The following is a 21,504-nucleotide window of genomic DNA, read 5'->3' as shown; positions in this document are numbered from 1 at the left end:
ACGTAAAACGTTCGCGTTCACGCAACGCCCTCAACCGAACCCCGACAGAATCGGGCCGTCGCCCTTCCCTCGCCTTGCACCGGAGTGGGCCCAGCAAATCATTGCTTTTGTGACAAGTTCTCTCTGATCCCGCCTCTCGCGGGTATTTGCGTTATCTTTGCAAGCCCTCGCTTAAATCAACCAATGGTTGCGTGACTTGGGGCGGATAACATGTTCTGATTTCAATGCACTGCCCAGGCGACTGAAGTCATCGCCAGCTGTTTCGTTCAGGGGAAACGTTGCATGCGTCGTTCGAGAATTCTTGCGCTTTCACTTTCAACAGCAATGCTTGTCGCCGTCGGGTTATCCGCGCAAACGGCGTTCGCGCAACAGGCGCCGGCCGTGGTCGTGGCGCCGGCCACCATCATGGACCTGCGCGAAAGCGTGGATCTGACCGGTAAGGTGACCGCGATCCAGAAGGTCGATATCCGGGCTCGCGTCTCGGGGTTCCTCGAAGCGGTCAACTTCACCGAAGGGCAGAAAGTCACGGCCGGGACGGAACTCTACCAGGTCGAAGACGGCGCCTACCGCGCCGCCGTGCAGGAAATCCAGGGGCAGATCGAAGCAGCCGAAGCCGCCAAGCAACTCGCGGTCCTCGAGCGCGATCGCGCCGATCAGCTCTTGACCACCAAGACCATCTCCCAGGCCAAGGTCGACCAGGCCAACGCCGAGGTCCAGAAGGCCGATGGCGACCTCACGCGCCTCAAGGGCAGCAAGGACAGCGCCGACCTCAACCTCTCCTATACCAAGATCGTGGCACCCTTCGACGGCATCGTCGGCCTGACGGCCGCCGACGTCGGCGCCCTTGTCGGCCCCGACAGCGGCCCGCTGGTGACCCTCACCCGGCTCGACCCGATCTACGTGCAGTTTCCGGTTGCCACCGCGCTCTACCTCACCTACCGCGAGCGGGTGCTGAAGGGCGAGATCAGCGGCGGCGCCAATGTCGGGCTCAGCCTGCCGAATGGAACGGAATACAAGCAGAAGGGCACGATCAACTTCATCGCCAGCAACGTCCAGCAAGGCACCGACACGGTGATCGTGCGCGCCGAATTCCCCAACCCGGACAGCATCCTGCTCGACGGCGCGCTGGTGCGCGTCATCCTCGAACAGTCTGACAAGCAGGACGTTCTGGCCGTGCCGCAGCAGGCGATCCAGCGCGACCAGCAGGGCGCCTTCGTTCTCGTGGTCGACGCCAGCTCCAAGGTCGAGCTTCGCCGTGTCGACGTGGCACGCAACACCCGCGGTCAGGCGGTGATCAGCAAGGGCCTCAAGGAAGGCGAGAACGTGATTACCGAAGGCGCCGGCAAGGTGCGGCCCGGCATCACCGTCGATGCTGCAACGGCTGCGGGTGGCTGACCGATGATTTCAGAGATCTTCATCGATCGCCCGCGCTTCGCCACGGTCATCTCCATCGTGCTGACGCTGGCAGGTTTGCTTGCGCTCACCCGCCTGCCGGTCGCCCAGTTTCCCGACATCGTGCCGCCGCAGGTCAGCGTCACGGCAAGTTATCCCGGCGCCGGCGCCGACGTGGTCGAGACCACCGTCGCCCAGCCGATCGAGAGCAAAGTCGTCGGCGTCGATGACATGCTCTACATGAAGTCGACCAGCGGCGCTGACGGCTCCTACACGCTGACCGTCACCTTCGCTGTCGGCACCGATCCCGATATCGCCACCGTCAACGTGCAGAACCGCGTATCGCTTGCCGAAGCCGGATTGCCGTCCGAGGTCAAGCAGAGCGGCGTCAGCGTGCGCAAGAAGTCGTCTGCGCTGATGCAGGTGATCACCATCTATGGTGCTGACGAGAAACAGAATTTCGACAACCTGTTTCTGTCGAACTACGCGACCATCAACGTGCTCGACACGGTCAAGCGCGTGCCCGGCGTCGGCGACGCCCAGCTTTTCGGCGCCCAGGACTATGCGATGCGCGTCGTGCTCGACATCGACCGGATGACGAGCCTCGACCTGACGCCGACCGACGTGATCAACGCGCTGAAGGCCCAGAACGTCCAGGCCGCCATCGGCCGCATCGGCGCCCAGCCGATGACCGACGACCCGCTGTTCCAGCTGAACCTGCAGACGCAGGGCCGTCTTACCGATCCCAAGCAGTTCGAGGATGTGGTGCTGCGCGCAAGGCCGGACGGCTCCTATGTGCGCATCCGCGACGTCGCGCGGGTCGACCTCGGCGCATCCAGCTCGGACTCCAGCGCCCGCTTCAACGGCAAGCCGGTCGCCATGATCGGCACCTACCAGGCGCCGGGCGCCAATGCGCTGGCCGCCGCCGAAGGCGTGCAACAGGCGATGGAGAGGCTGTCGAAATCCTTCCCGCCGGGGGTCACCTACGCGATCTCCTACGACACCTCGCAATTCGTCGAGGCCAGCGTCGACAACGTCGAGGAAACGTTGCTGGAGGCCTTCGTCCTCGTCATTCTCGTCGTCTTCCTGTTCCTCGGAAACTGGCGGGCGACGCTGATCCCGCTCGTTGCCGTTCCGGTCGCGCTCATTGGCACCTTTGCCGTCCTGCTTGCCATGGGCTTCTCGCTCAATACCGTGTCGCTGCTCGCCATGGTGCTGGCGATCGGCATCGTCGTCGACGATGCGATCGTGGTCGTCGAGAACGTCGAGCGGGTGATGGAGGAGAATCCGGGCCTGTCGGCGGCGGAAGCCGCCCGGCGCGCCATGGGCGAAATCACCGGCGCCATCGTCGCCATTACGCTGGTGCTGCTTTCGGTCTTCGTACCGGTCGCCTTCATCCCGGGCCTGAGCGGCCAGCTCTTCCAGCAGTTCGCCGTCGCCGTCTCGGTGTCGATGGTGATCTCGGCAATCAACGCGCTGACGCTGAGCCCCGCACTCTGCGGCGTGCTTCTGAAGCCGCATCACGGGCCCAAGCGCGGCATCCTCGGCTATATCTCGCGCACGATCGACAAGGGGCGCGACGGATATGCTTTCGTCGCCGGCCACATCGCTCGACGCGCGATCATCGGCCTTGTTCTCCTCGCCGCCGCCTTCGTCGCCACCGGCCTGCTCTTCAAGGTCGTTCCGACCGGATTCCTGCCGGCGGAAGACCAGGGTGCGTTCTTCACCGAAATCCGCCTGCCGGAAGGTGCGTCCTACAACCGGACCGATGAGGTGGTGAAACAGGTCGAGACGATGCTTGGCGGCATCGAAGGCGTTGCCAACGTCATCACCGTCACCGGCTATTCCTTCCTTGACGGCCTTTCCAAGTCGAACTCGGCCTTCGCGATCGTCACGATGAAGCCTTTCGCAGAACGTCTGAGCCCGTCTGCAGGCGTCGAAGCGGCGATCCGCACGACCATGGGCAAGGCCCAGGCGATCCGCGGCGCGCAGATCTTCGCCTTCAACCTGCCGCCGATCATGGGTCTCGGTACAGGCTCGGGCTTCGAGTACCAGTTGCTCGACCTGCAGGGCCGCTCGGTCGCAGACCTTGCAGCCACGGCTGGCGGACTGATCATCGCCGCCAACCAGAACCCGGCGCTGGGGCCGACCTTCACCACCTACTCGGCAAGCTCGCCGCAACTCTACCTCGACATCGATCGCGACCGGCTGCAGTCGCTCGGCGTCTCGGTGAGCGACCTCTTCACCACGCTGCAGGGCACGCTCGGTAGTTACTACGTCAACGACTTCAACCTGTTCGGCCGCACCTGGAAGGTGACGCTGCAGGCGGCACAGGCCGACCGCGACGCGGTGGACGACATCCAGCGCCTGCACGTACGCAACGTCAACGGCGACATGGTGCCGGTCGCCTCGGTCGCCAAGGTCGACTACATCGTCGGCCCGCAGTCGATCGTGCGCTACAACAACTATCGCTCGATCACGCTGAACGGCCAACCTTCTGCCGGGCATTCGTCCGGCGAGGCGCTCGCGGCGATGGAGGCACTGTCGGCCTCGACGCTCCCGCCCGGCTACAGCTACGAATGGACCGGAACGGCATTGCAGGAACTTGAGGCCGCCGGCAAGACGACGGCGATCCTGGCGATGGCCGTGCTCTTTGCCTATCTCTTCCTGGTGGCACTCTATGAAAGCTGGACGATCCCTGTACCGGTGCTCTTGTCGGTCGCCTTCGGCGTCTCGGGCGCACTGCTGTCGGTGCTCGTCGCCGGCCTCTCCTTCGACATCTACGCCCAGATCGGCCTCGTCGTGCTGATCGCGCTTGCCTCCAAGAACGCGATCCTGATCGTCGAGTTCGCCAAGGCACACCGGGAGGCCGGGGCCAGCATCATCGACGCGGCAATCGAAGGTGCTCGCGCCCGTTTCCGCGCCGTCATGATGACGAGCTTCGCCTTCATCCTCGGCCTGGTTCCGCTGGTGATTGCCAAGGGCGCAGGAGAACTCAGCCGGCGTGCGGTCGGCACCGGCGTCGCCGGCGGCATGCTCGCCGCCGCGGTCGTCGGCATCTTCGTCATCCCGGCGCTCTACGTCGCCTTCCAGTGGCTGCGCGAGCGCGGCCACAAGCTCGTGGGCATTTCCAGGCATCCGGCGGTCGAAGGTGAAGCGGCGGAAGGCAAGGCCGAGACGCCGGCCGGTCACTAAGGCCGGCCTGGCCCAAAGGCTGGGGGACGGGCCTCGCCGGTCCCGCGAGCTTCATCGAGACAGTGCCGGACGGCGACGCCTTTTCGGGAGGCGTTAAACAGAGGTTGCCGACAGGCGGATGCCTTGCTCGGCGAAGTAGGCTTCGAGGGCTTCCGGCCGTGCTCCCTCCGTCACCAGCGCCACGTAGGTGTCCGGGCGCACCAGATAGGCTGCATCCCGCGCCAAGCCCGCGCCCGCCTGTTGCGGCCCCCAAGGGAAGACGTGAAGCGGCACGTGCTTTGCCGCACACCATGTCCGGATGTCGCCGCCTGCTTCGCCGTAGACATGCACCTGCCACGCGATGGCTGCCAACGAAGCATAGTTGTCGAGGCCATTGACGCGTACCCAGGGCAACCGATCACCGCCTTGCACCCGACCGTGCGCGGTGCGGCTTAAGGGGCTGCCGCGATAGTTGAGCTGCGTCTGCGACAGGATGCGGAACAGGAACTCCCTGACACCGCCGACGCGGTAAGCGATGCCCGCCAAAGCGGGGGCGACCTGAACGCGCAGGAAATCCGCAACGCTGCCGTCCGCCGTCACGAAGGTGAAGAGCCGGTCGGTGGTTTCGACGAGCTGCCGGGCAAACTTGATCCGCTCGGCGTCAAAACTGTCGAGCAGGCTGTCGGGCGCATGCCCTTTCAGCACCGCTGCAAGCTTCCAGGCCAGATTGACCGCATCGCCGATGCCGGTGTTCATGCCCTGGCCACCGACCGGACTGTGCACATGCGCCGCATCCCCCAGCAGGAACACACGCCCGCGTCTGAAGCGATCGGCGACGCGGTGGTGCACGCGGTAGGTGGAGAACCAGTTGACCTTGTCGACGGTGAGGCGAAGGCTCTCGATGGCGCGATGGCTCACATCGGCGAAGGTGAGTTCGTCTCCATCTTCCCGCGTCTCCCGCACGAGACCGATGAGGCGGCCCCGCCCCTCGGCATAGGCGAGCAAGGCGACGAAATCGCCGGTCTCGAGCGAAATATGGGCTTCACCATTCGCCGTCGCGCCGCTGACGTCAACGTCGGCGACGTAAAATGTCTGGTCGTAGGTGCCGCCTGCAAAATCGACCTCCAGCCTGTGCCGGACCGGCGAGCGCGCGCCGTCGCAACCGGCCAGATACTGCGCCGTGCAGACTTCCGAGCCGCCATCGGGCAAGCGCAGCCGCGCGCTCACCCCGGCGGCATCATGCTCGAAGTCGACAAGCTCGGTCTGTCGCTCGACTTTCACGCCCAAGGCCTCCAGCCGGGCCTCGAGCAGCCGCTCGTGATGGTCCTGCGGATAGACAAGAACGAAGGGATAGGGGGTCAAATTCCCGCCCGTCGGGCTGAAGGATATCCGCGCCTTGATCCTGCCCTTCGCCCAGAGGTTGACCGAGGGGTTGCGGTGTCCCGCTTCGACCACGGTATCGGCCAGATCGAGTTGCCGATAAAGCTCGATCGTTCGCGCATGCACCACCATCGCCCGCGACGTCGGGCCGGGACCAACGTTCTTGTCGATGATGCGGACCTTCACGCCCTGGGCGGTCAGCCAGAGAGCCAGCACCAGGCCGGTCGGTCCTGCGCCGACGATTAGCACATCCTGTTTCACCCTCTCCTCCCCGCTCGCACTGCCGGCGGCCCGGTCGCATCGGGAACTGGGTTTCTCCGCCAGTAACAGCAGCCTACGCGCAGGTGACGGCAGATGCCAAGCAGTGCCGAGGGACCCGCCTGGAGCCTTGCCCGACGGACGCAGCCTTGGATCAGCTGCGCGCCCTCAAATTGGCGATCAACTGCTGCTGGCCGACACGGATCACCTGCTCCATCGCAAGGCGCGCACCTTCCTCGTTGCGCAGGCGGATCTGCTCGACGATGCGGATATGCACGACGGCGACGCGGTCGATCTCGGCGCCGTCGGCGGCCGCGTTGCTCAGCTGAAAGACGCCCATCAGCGCCGCCTCGATCAGGCTGCCGACCGTCTGCATGAACGGATTGAGCGAGGCGTCGAGCAGGCGGAGATGGAATTCGAGATCTGCGCGCGCCAGCGTCTGCGCGCTATGGCCGGCATCGCCCATGGCGACGGCCAAGCGCATCATCTGGGAAATGTCGGCATCCGTGGCGCGGCGTGCCGCCAGTGCGGCTGCGTAGGGTTCGAGCGCCAGGCGGACTTCACTCACATGGCGAAGAAACGCCTCGTCGACGCCCGCCCGAAAATGCCAGGAGAGCACGTCGCCATCAAACAGGTTCCAGTTTGCCTGCGGCATGACGCGCGTGCCGATGCGGGCCCGGGCGACGATCAGCCCCTTGGCGGCGAGCGTCTTCATCGCCTCGCGCAGGACCGTGCGCGAAACGTTGAAACGCGCCGCCAGCTCGACATCGCCCGGCAGGATGTCTCCGACTGCGAATTCTCCTGCGACCACCGCCTGGCCGAGCTCCTCGACCACGAGCCGGTGGCTCGTGCGCTTGCGCGGCTGATGGAAGGACGGCCACATCGCCCTCTGCCTCACGCCCGCTGCTGGCGCTGGCGCGAAACGAAGATGATGCCCTTCTGAAGCAGGATGAAAGCAAAGAGCAGAAGCCCGATCAGGATCTTCGTCCACCAGCTCGACAGCGACCCGTCGAAGGTGATGTAGGTCTGGATCAGCCCTTGAATGAGGATGCCCACCAGCGTGCCGGCAACGAAGCCTGAGCCTCCGGTCAGAAGGGTGCCGCCGATAACGACGGCGGTGATGGCGTCCAGCTCGACGCCGACGGCGGCAAGGGAATAGCCGGCCGAGGTGTAGAGCGAAAAGACGATGCCGGACAATCCCGCCAGCAGGCCCGAAAGGGCATAGATGCGGATTGTCGTCGCTGCGACCGGCACGCCCATCAGCCGCGCCGTCGCTGTGCCGCCGCCGAGCGCATAGACATTGGTGCCGAAGCGTGTGCGGTGTGCGATCAGAATACCGATCGCAAAGACGAGCAGCATCAGCCCGCCGATCAGCGTGATACGGCCGCCACCCGGCAGCTTGAAATAGAGCCCCTTCAAGGTCGCGTAGAAAGGATGCTTGATCGGAATGCTATCGATCGACAGCACGAAGGCCATGCCGCGCGCGAGAAACATGCCGGCAAGCGTGACGATGAAGGGCGGCATCTCCAGATAGTGGATGATCGCCCCCATCGCCGCGCCAAAGAGCGTCGCGATCGCCAGGACCATTGCGAAGGCCAAGAGCGGGTGGATACTCGTGTGTTCCAGCACCACGGCGAGAAACACGCCGGTAAAGGCGATGACCGAGCCGATCGAAAGATCGATGCCGCCGGAGATGATGACGAAGGTCATGCCGACGGCGGCGATGCCGAGAAAGGCATTGTCGGTCAAAAGGTTGCCGATGACACGCGTCGACAGGATGTTCGGATACTGCGCCACGCAGAGCGCGTAGCCGAGCAAGAAGATCACAAGCGTCGCGGTGAGCGGAAGATATTTCGGCTTCATTTTGCGGCTCGCTCGCTCGGGTTTCTCGCACCGCGCGCCGGCACGAGGAAGGCAAAGGCGGTGCGAAACCGCGGCGACTGAAGCACCAGGATGAAGACGATGATCGCAGCCTTGATGATCAGGTTGAACTCCGGCGGGAAGCCGGAGAGAAGAATGCCGGTGTTGATCGCCTGGATGATAATGGCGCCGAGCACAGATGCGGCGATGCTGAAGCGGCCGCCAAGCAGCGACGTGCCGCCGACCACGACCGCGAGAATGGCGTCGAGCTCCAGCCACAGGCCGGCATTGTTGGCATCCGCACCGCGGATATCCGCGGCGGCGATGATGCCGGCGATGGCGGCGCAGAGCCCGGAAAGGACATAGGCGGCGATCAGGAGCACCGGCGTCAGCACGCCGGACAGGGTGCTCGCCTGACGATTGACGCCGATCGCCTCGATCAGCATGCCGAGTGCGGTGCGCCGGACGAGCACCGCGATCAATATTCCGAAAACCAGCCAGATCACCACCGGCATCGGCAGGCCGGCAAAGGAACCGCTGCCGATGAAGATCAGGCCAGGATCGTTGAAGGTTAGGATCGCACCCTCGGTGATGAGCTGGGCGATGCCGCGTCCGGCAACCATCAGGACCAGCGTCGCGATGATCGGCTGGATGTCGAGTACCGCCACCAGCACCCCGTTCCAGAGACCGCAGAGAATGCCGACCGCCAGCGTGATCAATAGCGTTGCGGGAAGCGAATGCCCCGAGGTGATCGCCGCGGCCGCGGTTGCCCCACAGATCGCCATGACAGCGCCGACGGAGAGATCGATGCCCTTGGTGGCGATGACGACGGTCATGCCGATCGCCAGGAGCACCACGGGCGCGCCGCGGTTGAGGATATCGATGAGGCTGCCATAGAGACGGCCGTTCTGGATCTGCAGGTTGAGGAAGCCGGGAAACACCAGCGATACTGCCACGACGATAACGGCAAGCGCGATCAGTTGCGGCAGCAACCGGTTGAAATAGAGCCTGAGGAACGACGTCACGACGTCCTCCTTTCATTGGTTGCGGCGATCGCCTCGACGATCTCATCGGCAGTGATGCGGCTGCCGTCGAGTTCGGCGACATGGGCGCGATCCCGAAGCACGATGACCCTCGTGCTGTAGGCGACCAATTCCTCGATCTCCGAGGAGACGACGATCAAGGACAAGCCCTTTTCGCGCAGCGCCTCGATCAGCTTGACGATTTCCGCATGGGCGCCGACATCGATGCCGCGCGTCGGCTCATCGAGGATCAGGAATTCCGGTTCGGTCGCGAGCCAGCGCGCGAGGATCGCCTTCTGCTGGTTGCCGCCGGATAAGAGCTTGATCGGCTTCTCCCGATCGGCCGTGCGGATATCGAGCGCGCGAATATAGTGATCCGCCAGACGGTTCTGCTCGGCTCGCGAGATCGGTCGGGTCCAGCCGCGACGGGCCTGCAGGGCGAGCACGATGTTTTCGCGCACCGAGAGATCGCCGATGATGCCTGAAGTCTTGCGATCCTCCGGGCAGAAACCGAAACGGTGGCGGATGGCGGCGCGCGGCGACGAAAGGTCGACCGCACGACCGTCGATTTCGGCCTCGCCGCTATCGGCGCGATAGGCGCCGAAGAGGAGCTCCGCGGTCTCCGTCCGTCCGGAGCCGAGCAGGCCGGCCATGCCGACCACTTCGCCGGCGCGAACGTCGAGATCGAAGGGACGGACACGACCCTTGCAGCCATAGTTGCGAAAGCGATAGCGCAACGGCCCTTGCTGGGCCTCCGCGCGCGGCGCATGGATTTCCGCCGCCAATTCGCGGCCGATCATCATCGCGATCAGTTCGCGGCGATCGAGGCCGGCGGTTTCGCGCGTTCCGACAAGCTGCCCGTTCCGGAGCACGGTGATCCGGTCGGAAATCTCATAGACCTGTTCGAGAAAATGGGTGACGAAGACGATGCCGAGGCCGCGCGCCTTGAGGCGCCTGACAATGCGAAACAGCATCGCCACCTCATGCGCATCGAGGCTCGCCGTCGGCTCATCGAGGATCAGCACCTTGCCGGAGAGATCGACGGCCCGGGCAATCGCGACGACCTGCTGGATGGCGACCGAATAGCTGGCGAGATCGCGAGTAACGTCGATGTCGAGTTCGTAATCGGCAAGCAGATCTCGCGCGCGCCGGTTCATGGCACGGGTGTCGACCATGCCGAAACGGCGGGGCTGGCGCCCGAGGAAGAGGTTCTCCGCAACCGTCAGGTTCGGCAGCAGGTTGACCTCCTGATAAACCGTGCCGATGCCGAGTGCCTGGGCCTCGAAGGTGTCGCGCGGATCGACCTCGGTATCATCGAGCAGAATGGCGCCGCCGTCGCGTCGGTAGGCGCCGGTCAGGCATTTGATCAGGGTGGACTTGCCGGCACCGTTTTCGCCAAGCAGCGCATGAACCTCACCGCGCCTGAGGTAAAAATCGACCTTGTCGAGAGCTCTGGTCCCCGGAAAGGTCTTTTCGATCCGGATCGCCTGGAGAATGTGGTCACTGGTCTGCATCGATACCGTCTCCGCGATGCTGGTATCTGCCGGCGAAGAGCGCAGCGCCTGGCTGCGGCAAGCTGCGCTCTTCGGCCGGAAATTCGGACAAGAGCGTGGCCCGCGCGAGAAGCAGCGCGGGCCACGGCCGACGTCAGTAGCCGAGGCCCTTCTTTTCCTCGTAGACCTTCAGCGGCTCGTCGGCTTGCGTGTAGAGCTTCGATTCCGTCTGGATCCATTTCGGCGGCGCCGTGCCATCCTTCTGGAAGGCGGCAAGCGCGTCGAAGGCGGGACCGGCCATGTTCGGCGTCAGCTCGACCGTGGCATTGGCTTCGCCGGCGGCCATCGCCTGGAAGATATCCGGAACGGCATCGATCGACACGACAAGGATATCCTTGCCAGGCTTCAGGCCGGCTTCCTTGATCGCCTGGATGGCACCGACGGCCATGTCGTCGTTGTGGGCGTAGAGCGCGCAGATGTTCTTGCCGCCGTCCTCGGCCTTGAGGAAGCTCTCCATGACTTCCTTGCCCTTGGTGCGGGTGAAGTCGCCTGTCTGGCTGCGGACGATCTTCAGGTTGTCGTGGCCGGAAAGCGCTTGTTCGAAGCCCTTCTTGCGGTCGATCGCCGGCGACGAACCGGTCGTACCCTGAAGCTCGACGACGTTGCAGGGCTTGCCCGCGGTCGCATCGACCAGCCACTTGCCGGCCACATTGCCCTCATGCACGAGGTCGGACGTGACCGCCGTCAGGTAGAGATCCTTCGACGAATCGACCGTGCGATCGAGCAGGATGACCGGGATTTCCGCGTCCTTGGCTTCCTGCAGCACTTCGTCCCAACCGGTGGCGACGACCGGGGCGACGAGGATGGCGTTCACCCCTTGCGCGATGAAGGAGCGGATCGCCTTGATCTGGTTTTCCTGCTTCTGCTGTGCGTCAGCAAATTTGAGATCGATGCCGCGCTGCTCGGCCTGCTGCTTGGTCAGCGTCGTCTCGGCGGCGCGCCAGCCGGACTCCGAGCCGATCTGCGAAAAGCCGACAACGAGGTCCGCGGCCGAAGCGCTGCCGAACGTGCAGGCAGCAAGGATCGTTGCACTCGCAAGTGCCTTGGCGATTTTCATGATTTCCTCCCAAAGAAAGCTGCCTCCACGCAGCCTATGAGAAAAAATCATATAATATTACTTTTGTAAACGGGCACATTTCGCCTGTGGCACGCCACCCGGTCGAATTTTTACGAGAGGTCAGCGTGAAGGGGCGCGGGGCCTGCTGAGGCGCCGGCACCCAGCCGGGATTTTCAGAAGGCCGACTGGCTGCTGCGCGCTAGGCTTTCGCAGCCAGCAAGGTCCCGGTGGCGCTCGCGAGCATGACGAGGACCACGCCGAAGATTTGGTTGAGGGAGAGCGCCTGCCCGAGCACGAGGAAGCCGGCACCGGCACCGATCGCCGGCTCGAGGCTCATCAGGATACCGAAGGCCGACGGCTGCATGCGCCGCAGCGCCATGAATTCGAGCGCGTAGGGCAGCAGCGGCACCAGGATGGCAAGCCCGGCCGTCATCAAAAGCATGTCGAAGGAGAAGCCGGCTTGTACCTGAGACAGGCCGAACGGCGTCGCAAACAACGCGGCAAAGAGCAGCGAAACGGCAAGCCCCTCCAATCCCTTGAAGCGTTGGCCGGCCTGCTTCATCAGGATGATATAGCCGCCCCAGCCGATAGCCGCACCGAAGGCGAACAGAAGCCCGCGCGTATCCGCAACCCAGGAGGAACCGTCCCAGGAGAGGCAGAGCACGCCGGCGGCAGCGATTAGTGGGCAGAGCAGGCGCCAGCCACGACCGCCGAAAACGGCCGCAACGGTCAGGGGACCGAGAAACTCGATCGCCACCGCAAGGCCGAGCGGGATGCGCGCGATCGCCGCGAAGAAACAGAGCGTCATCACCGCCATCGTCGCGCCGAGCGAAAGCCCGGAAATCCACTGCGCTCGGGTGTAGCGGAAAAAAGGCGGGCGGACGAGAACAAGCAGGAAGGCGGCCGCCCAGGAGAGCCGCAGCCAGGTCGCGCCGAAGGCGCCGACGCTTTCCATGGCCGGTTTGGAGAGTGCGGCGCCAAACTGCACGCTCGACATCGAGAGCAGACAAAAGACGATGGCGATCGTGACGCGCCCGTTGGCGTCAGCCGCCGCACCCGGTTCGCTCCACGCGCTATCCGCTGTCGTCTCCGTTTCCGCCATGTCCGTTCTCCTCTTGGGCTTGAACAGACATAGCAATCCCGGCACAATAAGGAACGCTAATAATTGTGATGCCTTCATAAGGGATCGTTATATGCATGATCTGGATATCGCCCTGTTGCGCGCCTTCGTCGTGACGGCCGAATGCGGCAGCGTCAGCGGTGCGGCGCAGCGGCTGGCAAGAACGCAAGCGGCCGTCAGTATGCAGTTGCGCAGACTGGAGGACGATCTCGGCGCCAAGCTCCTGAACCGCAATGCAAGGGGCATGGACCTGACCGAAGCCGGACATGTGCTGCTGCCCTATGCGCAGAAGATGCTGGGCCTGAGCGCCGGCGCCCGGCGCGCGCTTGCCGGACAGGCGCTCCAGGGACCCATCCGCTTCGGCATGATCGAGGACATTGCGGTGGGCTCACTGCCGAGGGCGCTGCAGCGCTTCGCCGAATGCCATCCGAACGTGGCGCTCGAACTGACGGTGACCGAAAGCACCGTGTTGTCGGAAAAGCTGTCGCAGGGCGAGCTCGATGTCGCGATCGGCGACCCCGCGCTGATCCGCGGAGAGCCGATCCTTACCTGGCGACTGCCACTCCGGTGGGTTGCCGCACGCGGTTTCGAGGTGCCGCCGGAAGGGCCGCTGCCGCTCATCACCTTCGACGGGGTCTGCACTTGGCGGCAGAAGATGATCGAAGCGCTGAAAGGCGGGGATCGTCCCTGGCGCACGGTGCTGACAAGCGCCAGTCTGTCCTCCATCCAATCGATGATCGAGGCGGGGCTTGGCATCGCCGTTCTCCTGGATCTCAACATCCGCCCCAACACGATGCGGGTTCTCGGCGCCGAAGAGGGCCTGCCGCCCGCCCCGGTGATCGAGCTTGGGCTTTTCGCCGCCGACGATCAGGGCCTGGCGTCCCGCCCGGTCGCGGCACTTTGGGCGTTTCTTTCCGACGAACTGCAGGCGCAGGCCCTGGCAACCGGCCGCGCCGCGTGACCGCGCGCGGCCGCGCCCCTTTCCATGAACGAAATAAGACGCCCAGAGATTGAAAAAGCCGAGGCAAAATTTTACTAAATAAAAATTGCGCCGCGCCCGAAAGGAAGGCCGCGGCGGCGGGCAGGACATTGGATATGGTCACAATCAAGGAAATCGCTTCGGCTGTCGGGGTCTCCTCGGCGACGGTCTCTCGGGTGCTGAACTACGATCCGACCCTTTCGATCTCGACCAAGAAGCGACAGGCGATCATCGAAACGGCCGAGGCGCTGAACTATGCGACACCGCGCAACCGCGGCCGCGGTGCCGGGCCGATGCAGGGCCTGAAATTCGCGCTGGTGCATTTCCTTCAGCCCGCCCAGGAACTGATCGATCCCTATTATGTCGGCGTCCGGCTCGGCATCGAGAACCGCTGTCAGGCGCTGAAGATCGAGGTGGTCAAGGTCTTCCACAACGGCAACCTGCCGGAGGCGGCGATCCTGCAGGGGGCGAACGGCGTCGTCGCCGTCGGCCACCACTACGGCGAAGAGGTGCATTGGCTGCGGCGGCATAGCCGCCATCTGGTCTTTGCGGATTTCGCCCCCGACGATGATGTCGACGACAGTGTGATGAGCGACGTCTCGATCGCGATGAACCGCCTGCTCGACGGCGTTTACGGCATGGGATACCGCCGCATCGGCTTTCTCGGCTGGATCGACGCTTTCAGAGACAAGGACGACATCCATTCGGAACGCCGCTGCCGTGCCTTCATTCAATGGATGACGAAGGCCGGCCTTTACGACCCCGAACTCTGTATGGTCGAAAAGCTGACGCCCGACAGCGGCTATACTCTCGCCAAGGCGATGCTTTCGAAGCCCAATCCGCCCAAGATCCTTGTCACCTGCAACGACAACATGGCGATCGGCGCCTACCGCGCCATTCACGAGATGGGCCTGCGGATTCCCGACGATGTCGCTGTGGCGAGTTTCAACGACATTCCTGTCGCCCAGTTTCTCGGGCCACCGCTTTCGACGGTGAAGATCCCGGCCGAAGTGATCGGCGAGACGGCCGTCGACCTTCTGGTCGAGCGGCTGACCGGACGCGACGTCGCGAAGAAGGTGATCCTCGGAACCGAGATGGTATGGCGCGGCAGCACGGCTGCCGCCGGCGCGTAAAACGGTCGGTAAAAAACGCGTGGTAAAAATTTACTGAAATATTGCCTTCTCCAGAATTTTGCGAAATACTCCGCGACGAGACCAGGAGGAACGTCTCGGGGAACGAATTTCGAGGGAGGAGAAACTATGGACATGCGTACCTATCTGCCGCGCTTTGCCGCCATCGCGCTTGCAGGCGCCAGCCTCTTGGCCGTCACGGCCGCCGAGGCCAAGGAAATCACCATCTGGTGCTGGGATCCGAACTTCAACGTCGCGATCATGAAGGAGGCCGGCGCGCGCTACACCAAGACGCACCCGGACGTGACCTTCAACATCGTCGATTTCGCCAAGGCCGACGTCGAGCAGAAGCTGCAGACCGGCCTTTCGTCCGGCACTGCGGACGCCCTGCCTGACATCGTTCTGATCGAAGACTACGGCGCGCAGAAATATCTGCAGTCCTTCCCCGGCGCCTTCGCGCCGCTCTCCGGCACCGTCGATTATTCCGGCTTCGCTCCCTACAAGGTCGAGCTGATGACACTGGATGGCCAGGTCTACGGCATGCCGTTCGATTCCGGCGTCACCGGGCTCTACTATCGCAAGGACTATTTGGAACAGGCCGGCTTCAAGCCGGAGGACATGCAAGGCATCACCTGGGATCGCTTCATCGAGATCGGAAAGCAGGTCGAGGCCAAGACCGGCAAGAAGATGATGGGTCTCGACCCGACCGACGCGGGCCTCGTGCGCATCATCATGCAATCGGCCGGGCAATGGTATTTCGACAAGGAAGGCAAGGCCAACATCACCGGCAACGCGGCCCTGAAGGCGTCGCTGGAAACGATCAACAAGATCATGGCCGCCAACATCTACAAGCCGGCCGCCGGCTGGTCCGATTGGGTCGGCACCTTCACCTCGGGCGATGTCGCCACCGTCATCACCGGCGTGTGGATCACCGGCACCGTCAAGGCGCAGCCGGACCAGTCCGGCAAGTGGGGCGTAGCGCCGATCCCGGCGCTTTCGATCGACGGCGCAACGCATGCCTCCAACCTCGGCGGCTCGAGTTGGTACGTGCTTGAAGGCTCGGCCGAAAAGGCCGAAGCGATCGACTTCCTGAACGAGGTCTACGCCAAGGACGTCGATTTCTACCAGACGATCCTGACCGATCGCGGCGCTGTCGGCTCGCTGCTCGCTGCCCGTAGCGGGGCCGCCTATGGCGAGGCCGATGCCTTCTTCGGCGGCGAAAAGGTCTGGCAGAATTTCTCCGACTGGCTCGCGAAAGTGCCCTCGGTCAACTACGGCGTCTTCACGAACGAGGCGGACACCGCCGTCACCGCGCAGCTGCCGGCCCTGAACCAGGGCACGCCGGTTGACGAGGTGCTGAAGGCAATCGACGCCGAAGTCAGCGCCCAGATCCAGTAATCGCTCCCGTGACTGACCGCATCCGGCCGTGGCAAAAGCCACGGCCGACGGCTCCTTTTACCCATGAGGATGATGATGGCTCTCGCACGCCGCGGCGGCATCGGCCGATACTACAACGTCAATGGCTGGCTGTTCGTCGCGCCGGCGCTCGGGCTGATCGCGCTTTTCATGATCTACCCGATCCTCTGGTCGCTCTGGATGTCATTCCAGTCCGGCCGCGGCATGATGCTGAAATTCGCCGGCTTTTCGAACATCGTCCGCCTCTGGAATGATCCGGTCTTCATCAAGGCACTCACCAACACGCTGACCTATTTCGTCGTGCAGGTGCCGATCATGATCCTTCTGGCGCTGATCCTGGCGTCACTGCTCAACAACCCCAAACTCGTTGGCCGCGGCTTCTTCCGCACCGCCATCTTCCTGCCCTGCGTCACCTCGCTCGTTGCCTATTCGGTGCTGTTCAAGGGCATGTTCGCGCTCGACGGCATCGTCAATTCCACGCTCGAGGCGATCGGCCTCATCGCCTCGCCAATCCCGTGGCTGACACATCCCTTCTGGGCCAAAACCCTCGTCATCATCGCGATCACCTGGCGCTGGACCGGCTACAACATGATCTTCTACCTCGCGGCGATGCAGAACATCGACAAGTCGATCTATGAGGTCGCCCGGATCGATGGCGTGCCCGCCTGGGCACGCTTCACCCACATCACCATCCCGCTGTTGAAACCCGTCATCCTGTTCACGACGATCATTTCGACGATCGGCACGATCCAGCTCTTCGACGAGGTCTATAACCTGACCGAAGGCAAGGGTGGCCCGTCGAACGCGACGCTGACGCTCTCGCTCTACATCTACAACCTGACCTTCCGCTTCATGCCGAATTTCGGCTACGCGGCGACGGTCTCCTATGTGATCGTCGTGCTCGTCGCCCTGCTCGCCTGCCTCCAGTTCTTCGCGGCACGGGAGCGCGACCGATGAGCAACGGAACCACACGTATCGCCGGCACCATCGTCACCTACGGCTTCGTCGGGCTGATGGCCTTTCTCTCGATCTTTCCCTTCGTCTGGATGCTTCTCGGCGCAACCAATTCGTCGATCGACATCATCAAGGGCAGGATGATGCCGGGCAGCGCGCTTGCCACCAACATCGCGACCTTCTTCACCCAGGTGAACGCTCCGCTGGTCTTCTGGAATTCGGCCAAGATCGCCATTCTGGCGACGGTGCTGACGCTCGCCGTCTCGTCGCTTGCCGGCTACGGCTTCGAGATGTTCCGCTCGCGCCACCGCGATCGGATCTACAGCGCCATGCTGATCACGATGATGATCCCGTTTGCCGCGCTGATGATCCCGCTCTTCATCATGATGGGCAAGGCGGGGCTGATCAACACCCACCTTGCCGTCGTTCTGCCGACGATCGGCTCGGCCTTCATCGTCTTCTATTTCCGCCAGACCACCAAGGCCTTCCCGTCCGAACTGCGCGACGCGGCCAAGGTCGACGGCCTCAAGGAATGGCAGATCTTCCTGTTCATCTACGTGCCGGTGATGCGCTCGACCTATGCGGCCGCCTTCATCATCGTCTTCATGACGGCGTGGAACAACTATCTCTGGCCGCTGATCGTGCTGCAGTCGAACGAGCAGAAGACGATCACGCTGGTCATCTCCTCCCTCGCGTCTGCCTACTACCCCGACTACGGCGTCGTCATGGTCGGCACCATTCTCGCGACGCTTCCCACCCTCGCGGTCTTCTTCTTCATGCAACGCCAATTCGTCCAGGGAATGCTGGGCTCAGTCAAATAGGAATGATCATGCGTTCTGTTACCTCTTTCAACGACACCTGGATTTTCTCCGAAGGCTTCGATGCGGCAAGCGCCGGGCGCCTGCAGGTGGGCAAGCCGGTCAGCCTGCCGCACAATGCGGTGGAATTGCCGTTCAACTATTTCGACGAGACCTCCTATCACCGCGCCTTCACCTACCAGAAGGTGCTCGCCTGGCGTCGGGAGTTTCACGGCCGCGAAGTCTCGCTCGTCTTCGACGCCGCCATGGCCGACGCCGCCCTCTACCTCAACGGCGAAGAGATCATCGCCCACAAGGACGGTTACACGCCATTCGAAGCGCGCCTGACGGACAAGCTGCGGGAGGGCGACAACCTGATCACCGTCAAGATCGACGGCAGTGAGAATCCTGAGATCCCACCCTTCGGCGGTCGCATCGATTACCTCACCTATGCCGGCATCTATCGCGACGTCTGGCTGAAGGTCACCGATACCGTTTCGATCGCCAATCTCAAGATCGAGACCCGCGATGCGCTGAGCGAAACCAAGTCCGTCTCGATCCGTTGCGACCTCGCCAATCCGCAAGGACTCGCTTTCACGGGCACAATTACCGCGCTGCTCAAGGACGCGAACGGCAAAGTGCTGGCGGAGGTTGCCGGCGAAAGCCGCGGCGAGAGCGTCACGCTTGAGCTCAAGGGGCTGAAGGGGCTTTCGCTCTGGGAGATCGACAGCCCCGTTCTCTATGAAGTCGAGGCGCAACTGCGAAGCGACCGTGGCAGCGACCGGCTGTCGTCGCGCTTCGGCTTCCGCACGGCCGAATTCACCACCGAGGGGTTCAAGCTCAACGGCCGACCACTCAAGATCCGCGGCCTCAACCGCCACCAGGCCTTCCCCTATGTCGGCTACGCCATGGGCCGCACGGCACAAGAACGCGACGCGGAACTCCTGAAGAACACGCTGCATTGCAATCTCGTTCGCACCTCGCACTATCCGCAGTCAAAATGGTTCCTCGACCATTGCGACCGCATCGGCCTGCTGGTGTTCGAGGAAATCCCCGGCTGGCAGCACATCGGCGGCGAGGCGTGGAAGCAGGAAGCGATCGAGAATGTCCGCCGCATGATCGAGCGCGACTGGAACCATCCGTCGATCATCATTTGGGGCGTGCGCATCAACGAATCCCAGGACTCGCATGATTTCTACGCCGAGACCAACCGGCTGGCGCGCGAACTCGACCCGACGCGGCAGACCGGCGGCGTGCGCTACATTACCGACAGCGAGTACCTCGAAGACGTCTACACCATGAACGACTTCATCCTCGGCAACGAGGAGCTGCCGGGCGCGAACCGCCCACGCACGGCGCTGCGGCCGCAGCAGGAATGCACCGGCCTCACCCGCAAGGTCCCCTATATGATCACCGAATTCGGCGGTCACATGTTTCCGACGAAGATCTACGACCAGGAGCAGCGCCAAGCCGAGCATGTGCGCCGGCATCTGGAAGTGCTGAACGCGGCCTATGGCGACCCGAGCATTTCCGGCGCCGTCGGCTGGTGCATGTTCGACTACAACACCCACAAGGACTTCGGCTCCGGCGACCGGATCTGCTATCACGGTGTCATGGACATGTTCCGCCAGCCGAAATTCGCGGCCTATGTCTATGCCAGCCAAAGCGAACCGTCGGAGGGCGTGGTGATGAAGCCGGTCACCTTCTGGGCACGCGGCGAGCGCAACATCGGTGGCGTTCTGCCGCTGATCGTGCTCACCAATTGCGACGAAGTCGAGCTGAAATACGGCTCGCTCGTCAAGCGCGTCGGCCCGGATCGCGAAAACTTCCCGCATCTGCCCCATCCGCCCGTCGTCATCGACCATCGCCACTTCACCAAGGACGAACTCGGCGTCTGGGGCATGAAGTGGGAAGACGCCGCCTTCACCGGTTTCATCGACGGCGAGCCTGTCGCCAACCTGCGCATGGTCGCCGATCCGGTGCCGACGACGCTCGAGGTGGTCGCCGACAGCACGACCCTCCGGGCCGAAGGGCGCGACAGCGTGCGGGTGATCGTGCGCGCGCTCGATCAGGCTGGCAACGTGCTGCCGTTCCTCAACGATGCGGTCGATGTCACAGTCACCGGCCCTGCCCGCCTAGTCGGGCCTGAGCGCCTGGTTTTCCAGGGCGGTTCGACCGGCTTCTGGCTGGAAACGACGGGGGCTGCCGGCGGCATCGCAGTCGTGGTGACTTCGACACGGCTCGGCACCGTGAGACTGGAGCTTTCGGCAGTGTCGGACGAGGCGGCGGCTGCATGAGCGAACTCCAACTTAAAGACGTCAGAAAGTCCTATGGCACCTTCGAGGTCATCAAGGGCGTCGACCTCGACATCAAGACCGGTGAGTTCGTCGTCTTCGTCGGGCCATCCGGCTGCGGCAAGTCGACCCTGCTTAGAATGATTGCCGGGCTCGAGGAGATCACGTCGGGCGATCTCACGATCGACGGCGAACGCATGAACGATGTCGATCCGTCGAAACGCGGCATCGCCATGGTGTTCCAGTCCTATGCGCTCTATCCGCATATGACGGTCCGGGAGAACATGGGCTTCGCGCTGCGTTTTGCCGGCGTGCCGAAGGCCGAGATCGCGCAGCGCGTCGGCGAAGCCGCGAACATCCTGGAACTCGGGCCGCTGCTCGACCGCAAGCCGAAACAGCTTTCGGGCGGCCAGCGCCAGCGCGTGGCGATCGGCCGGGCGATCGTGCGGCACCCGAAGATCTTCCTCTTCGACGAGCCGTTGTCGAACCTCGATGCGGAACTGCGGGTGCACATGCGCATCGAAATCGCCAGGCTGCACAAGAAGCTTCAGACCACGATCGTCTACGTCACCCACGATCAGGTCGAGGCGATGACGCTTGCCGACAAGATCGTCGTCATGCGCGGCGGCGTGGTCGAGCAGGTCGGCTCGCCGCTCGACCTCTACGACGACCCCGCCAATCTCTTCGTCGCCGGCTTCATCGGTTCGCCGAAGATGAATTTTTTGAAGGGGATCGTCGAAACGGGCGCCGGCGGGGAAAAGCATGTCCGCCTGCCGGATTTCGGCAATGCGACGCTGCCAATTGCGGTCAAGGACGCGACGCCCGGCAGCACCGTCACCATCGGCATTCGCCCGGAGCATTTCGGCGACAGTGGCTCGGCGAGCCTCGATCTGACGATCGACATGTTGGAGCATCTGGGCGGCGAGACCTTTGCCTATGCCCGGCACGGCGACGGCGAACTGATCATCATCGAAACGAAAAACGGCCGCGGCCTGAAGTCCGGCGACAGCATCGCCGCCCGCTTCGAACCCACGGCCGCTCTGGTGTTCGACGCAGACGGCAGGCGCCTGCGCTAGAAAATATCCACCATGGCAGAACGGCGCCACCTAGGAAGGTGG

General features: G+C 63.5%; 16 protein-coding genes. 9 read left to right on the top strand and 7 right to left on the bottom strand.

Features of this window, described 5'->3' with window-relative positions:
- Positions 1–282: 282 nt before the first annotated feature.
- Both OKW20_RS10930 and OKW20_RS10925 read left to right on the top strand, forming a co-directional pair.
- Entirely contained in the window at positions 283–1,395 is a 1,113-nt protein-coding gene (locus tag OKW20_RS10930) for an efflux RND transporter periplasmic adaptor subunit (RefSeq protein WP_429172126.1), read from the top strand.
- Between the two features lie 3 nt (positions 1,396–1,398).
- Entirely contained in the window at positions 1,399–4,587 is a 3,189-nt protein-coding gene (locus OKW20_RS10925) for an efflux RND transporter permease subunit (RefSeq protein WP_043610987.1), read from the top strand.
- A gap of 93 nt (positions 4,588–4,680) precedes the next feature.
- Here the strand turns inward: OKW20_RS10925 and OKW20_RS10920 are convergent, their stop codons facing one another.
- From OKW20_RS10920 to OKW20_RS10890, 7 genes are all read right to left on the bottom strand, one after another.
- Positions 4,681–6,207, bottom strand: coding sequence for an FAD-dependent monooxygenase (locus OKW20_RS10920; protein WP_429172124.1), 1,527 nt, complete (start codon positions 6,205–6,207; stop codon positions 4,681–4,683).
- A gap of 151 nt (positions 6,208–6,358) precedes the next feature.
- Positions 6,359–7,087, bottom strand: a complete 729-nt coding sequence (locus OKW20_RS10915; protein ID WP_429172122.1) for a FadR/GntR family transcriptional regulator — start codon at positions 7,085–7,087, stop codon at positions 6,359–6,361.
- An 11-nt stretch (positions 7,088–7,098) separates the two neighbouring features.
- On the bottom strand, positions 7,099–8,067 hold the full coding sequence (gene yjfF, locus OKW20_RS10910) for a galactofuranose ABC transporter, permease protein YjfF (protein ID WP_429172120.1): 969 nt from the start codon (positions 8,065–8,067) through the stop codon (positions 7,099–7,101).
- Complete coding sequence (locus tag OKW20_RS10905; protein WP_429172118.1) at positions 8,064–9,089, bottom strand: ABC transporter permease; 1,026 nt, start codon at positions 9,087–9,089, stop codon at positions 8,064–8,066. The genes yjfF and OKW20_RS10905 overlap by 4 nt, the downstream gene beginning before the upstream one ends.
- Positions 9,086–10,600: a galactofuranose ABC transporter, ATP-binding protein YtfR gene (gene ytfR, locus OKW20_RS10900; RefSeq protein ID WP_429172116.1), complete on the bottom strand. Its 1,515-nt coding sequence runs from the start codon at positions 10,598–10,600 to the stop codon at positions 9,086–9,088. The genes OKW20_RS10905 and ytfR overlap by 4 nt, the downstream gene beginning before the upstream one ends.
- Positions 10,601–10,733: 133 nt before the next feature.
- A complete protein-coding gene (gene ytfQ / locus OKW20_RS10895) occupies positions 10,734–11,696 on the bottom strand; it encodes a galactofuranose ABC transporter, galactofuranose-binding protein YtfQ (RefSeq protein WP_043610998.1) in 963 nt (320 codons plus the stop codon).
- Positions 11,697–11,895: 199 nt separating this feature from the next.
- On the bottom strand, positions 11,896–12,798 hold the full coding sequence (locus OKW20_RS10890) for an EamA family transporter (protein ID WP_429172115.1): 903 nt from the start codon (positions 12,796–12,798) through the stop codon (positions 11,896–11,898).
- Between the two features lie 91 nt (positions 12,799–12,889).
- Between OKW20_RS10890 and OKW20_RS10885 the strand changes: the two genes are divergently transcribed.
- The 7 genes from OKW20_RS10885 (at position 12,890) to OKW20_RS10855 (ending at position 21,462) form a co-directional block, all read left to right on the top strand.
- Positions 12,890–13,777 (top strand): LysR family transcriptional regulator, encoded by an 888-nt coding sequence (locus OKW20_RS10885; RefSeq protein ID WP_429172113.1) that lies wholly within the window; start codon positions 12,890–12,892, stop codon positions 13,775–13,777.
- A 134-nt stretch (positions 13,778–13,911) separates the two neighbouring features.
- Positions 13,912–14,928 (top strand): LacI family DNA-binding transcriptional regulator, encoded by a 1,017-nt coding sequence (locus OKW20_RS10880; RefSeq protein WP_429172111.1) that lies wholly within the window; start codon positions 13,912–13,914, stop codon positions 14,926–14,928.
- Between the two features lie 126 nt (positions 14,929–15,054).
- Positions 15,055–16,323, top strand: a complete 1,269-nt coding sequence (locus OKW20_RS10875; protein ID WP_043611004.1) for an ABC transporter substrate-binding protein — start codon at positions 15,055–15,057, stop codon at positions 16,321–16,323.
- A 75-nt stretch (positions 16,324–16,398) separates the two neighbouring features.
- Positions 16,399–17,298, top strand: a complete 900-nt coding sequence (locus tag OKW20_RS10870) for a carbohydrate ABC transporter permease (protein WP_429172109.1) — start codon at positions 16,399–16,401, stop codon at positions 17,296–17,298.
- Positions 17,295–18,116, top strand: a complete 822-nt coding sequence (locus OKW20_RS10865) for a carbohydrate ABC transporter permease (RefSeq protein WP_043611007.1) — start codon at positions 17,295–17,297, stop codon at positions 18,114–18,116. Before OKW20_RS10870 ends, OKW20_RS10865 begins: the two co-directional genes overlap by 4 nt.
- Positions 18,117–18,124: 8 nt before the next feature.
- Complete coding sequence (locus tag OKW20_RS10860) at positions 18,125–20,389, top strand: glycoside hydrolase family 2 protein (RefSeq protein WP_429172107.1); 2,265 nt, start codon at positions 18,125–18,127, stop codon at positions 20,387–20,389.
- Positions 20,386–21,462: an ABC transporter ATP-binding protein gene (locus OKW20_RS10855; protein WP_043611009.1), complete on the top strand. Its 1,077-nt coding sequence runs from the start codon at positions 20,386–20,388 to the stop codon at positions 21,460–21,462. The genes OKW20_RS10860 and OKW20_RS10855 overlap by 4 nt, the downstream gene beginning before the upstream one ends.
- Positions 21,463–21,504: the final 42 nt, after the last annotated feature.

This window comes from Ensifer sp. LBL (assembly GCF_050435225.1).
Classification (GTDB): domain Bacteria; phylum Pseudomonadota; class Alphaproteobacteria; order Rhizobiales; family Rhizobiaceae; genus Ensifer.
The sequence above is the reverse complement of the archived record's forward strand: the minus strand, read 5'-3'. Positions and strand labels throughout refer to the sequence as shown.

Bases quoted from the DNA above. Each gene is read 5' to 3' on its own strand.
- OKW20_RS10915 (WP_429172122.1), bottom strand. From the start codon at position 7,087: ATGTGGCCGTCCTTCCATCAGCCGCGCAAGCGCACGAGCCACCGGCTC.
- OKW20_RS10870 (WP_429172109.1), top strand. From the start codon at position 16,399: ATGGCTCTCGCACGCCGCGGCGGCATCGGCCGATACTACAACGTCAAT.
- OKW20_RS10885 (WP_429172113.1), top strand. From the start codon at position 12,890: ATGCATGATCTGGATATCGCCCTGTTGCGCGCCTTCGTCGTGACGGCC.
- ytfQ (WP_043610998.1), bottom strand. From the start codon at position 11,696: ATGAAAATCGCCAAGGCACTTGCGAGTGCAACGATCCTTGCTGCCTGC.
- OKW20_RS10875 (WP_043611004.1), top strand. From the start codon at position 15,055: ATGGACATGCGTACCTATCTGCCGCGCTTTGCCGCCATCGCGCTTGCA.
- OKW20_RS10880 (WP_429172111.1), top strand. From the start codon at position 13,912: ATGGTCACAATCAAGGAAATCGCTTCGGCTGTCGGGGTCTCCTCGGCG.
- OKW20_RS10865 (WP_043611007.1), top strand. From the start codon at position 17,295: ATGAGCAACGGAACCACACGTATCGCCGGCACCATCGTCACCTACGGC.
- OKW20_RS10860 (WP_429172107.1), top strand. From the start codon at position 18,125: ATGCGTTCTGTTACCTCTTTCAACGACACCTGGATTTTCTCCGAAGGC.
- yjfF (WP_429172120.1), bottom strand. From the start codon at position 8,067: ATGAAGCCGAAATATCTTCCGCTCACCGCGACGCTTGTGATCTTCTTG.
- OKW20_RS10855 (WP_043611009.1), top strand. From the start codon at position 20,386: ATGAGCGAACTCCAACTTAAAGACGTCAGAAAGTCCTATGGCACCTTC.
- OKW20_RS10930 (WP_429172126.1), top strand. From the start codon at position 283: ATGCGTCGTTCGAGAATTCTTGCGCTTTCACTTTCAACAGCAATGCTT.
- ytfR (WP_429172116.1), bottom strand. From the start codon at position 10,600: ATGCAGACCAGTGACCACATTCTCCAGGCGATCCGGATCGAAAAGACC.
- OKW20_RS10925 (WP_043610987.1), top strand. From the start codon at position 1,399: ATGATTTCAGAGATCTTCATCGATCGCCCGCGCTTCGCCACGGTCATC.
- OKW20_RS10890 (WP_429172115.1), bottom strand. From the start codon at position 12,798: ATGGCGGAAACGGAGACGACAGCGGATAGCGCGTGGAGCGAACCGGGT.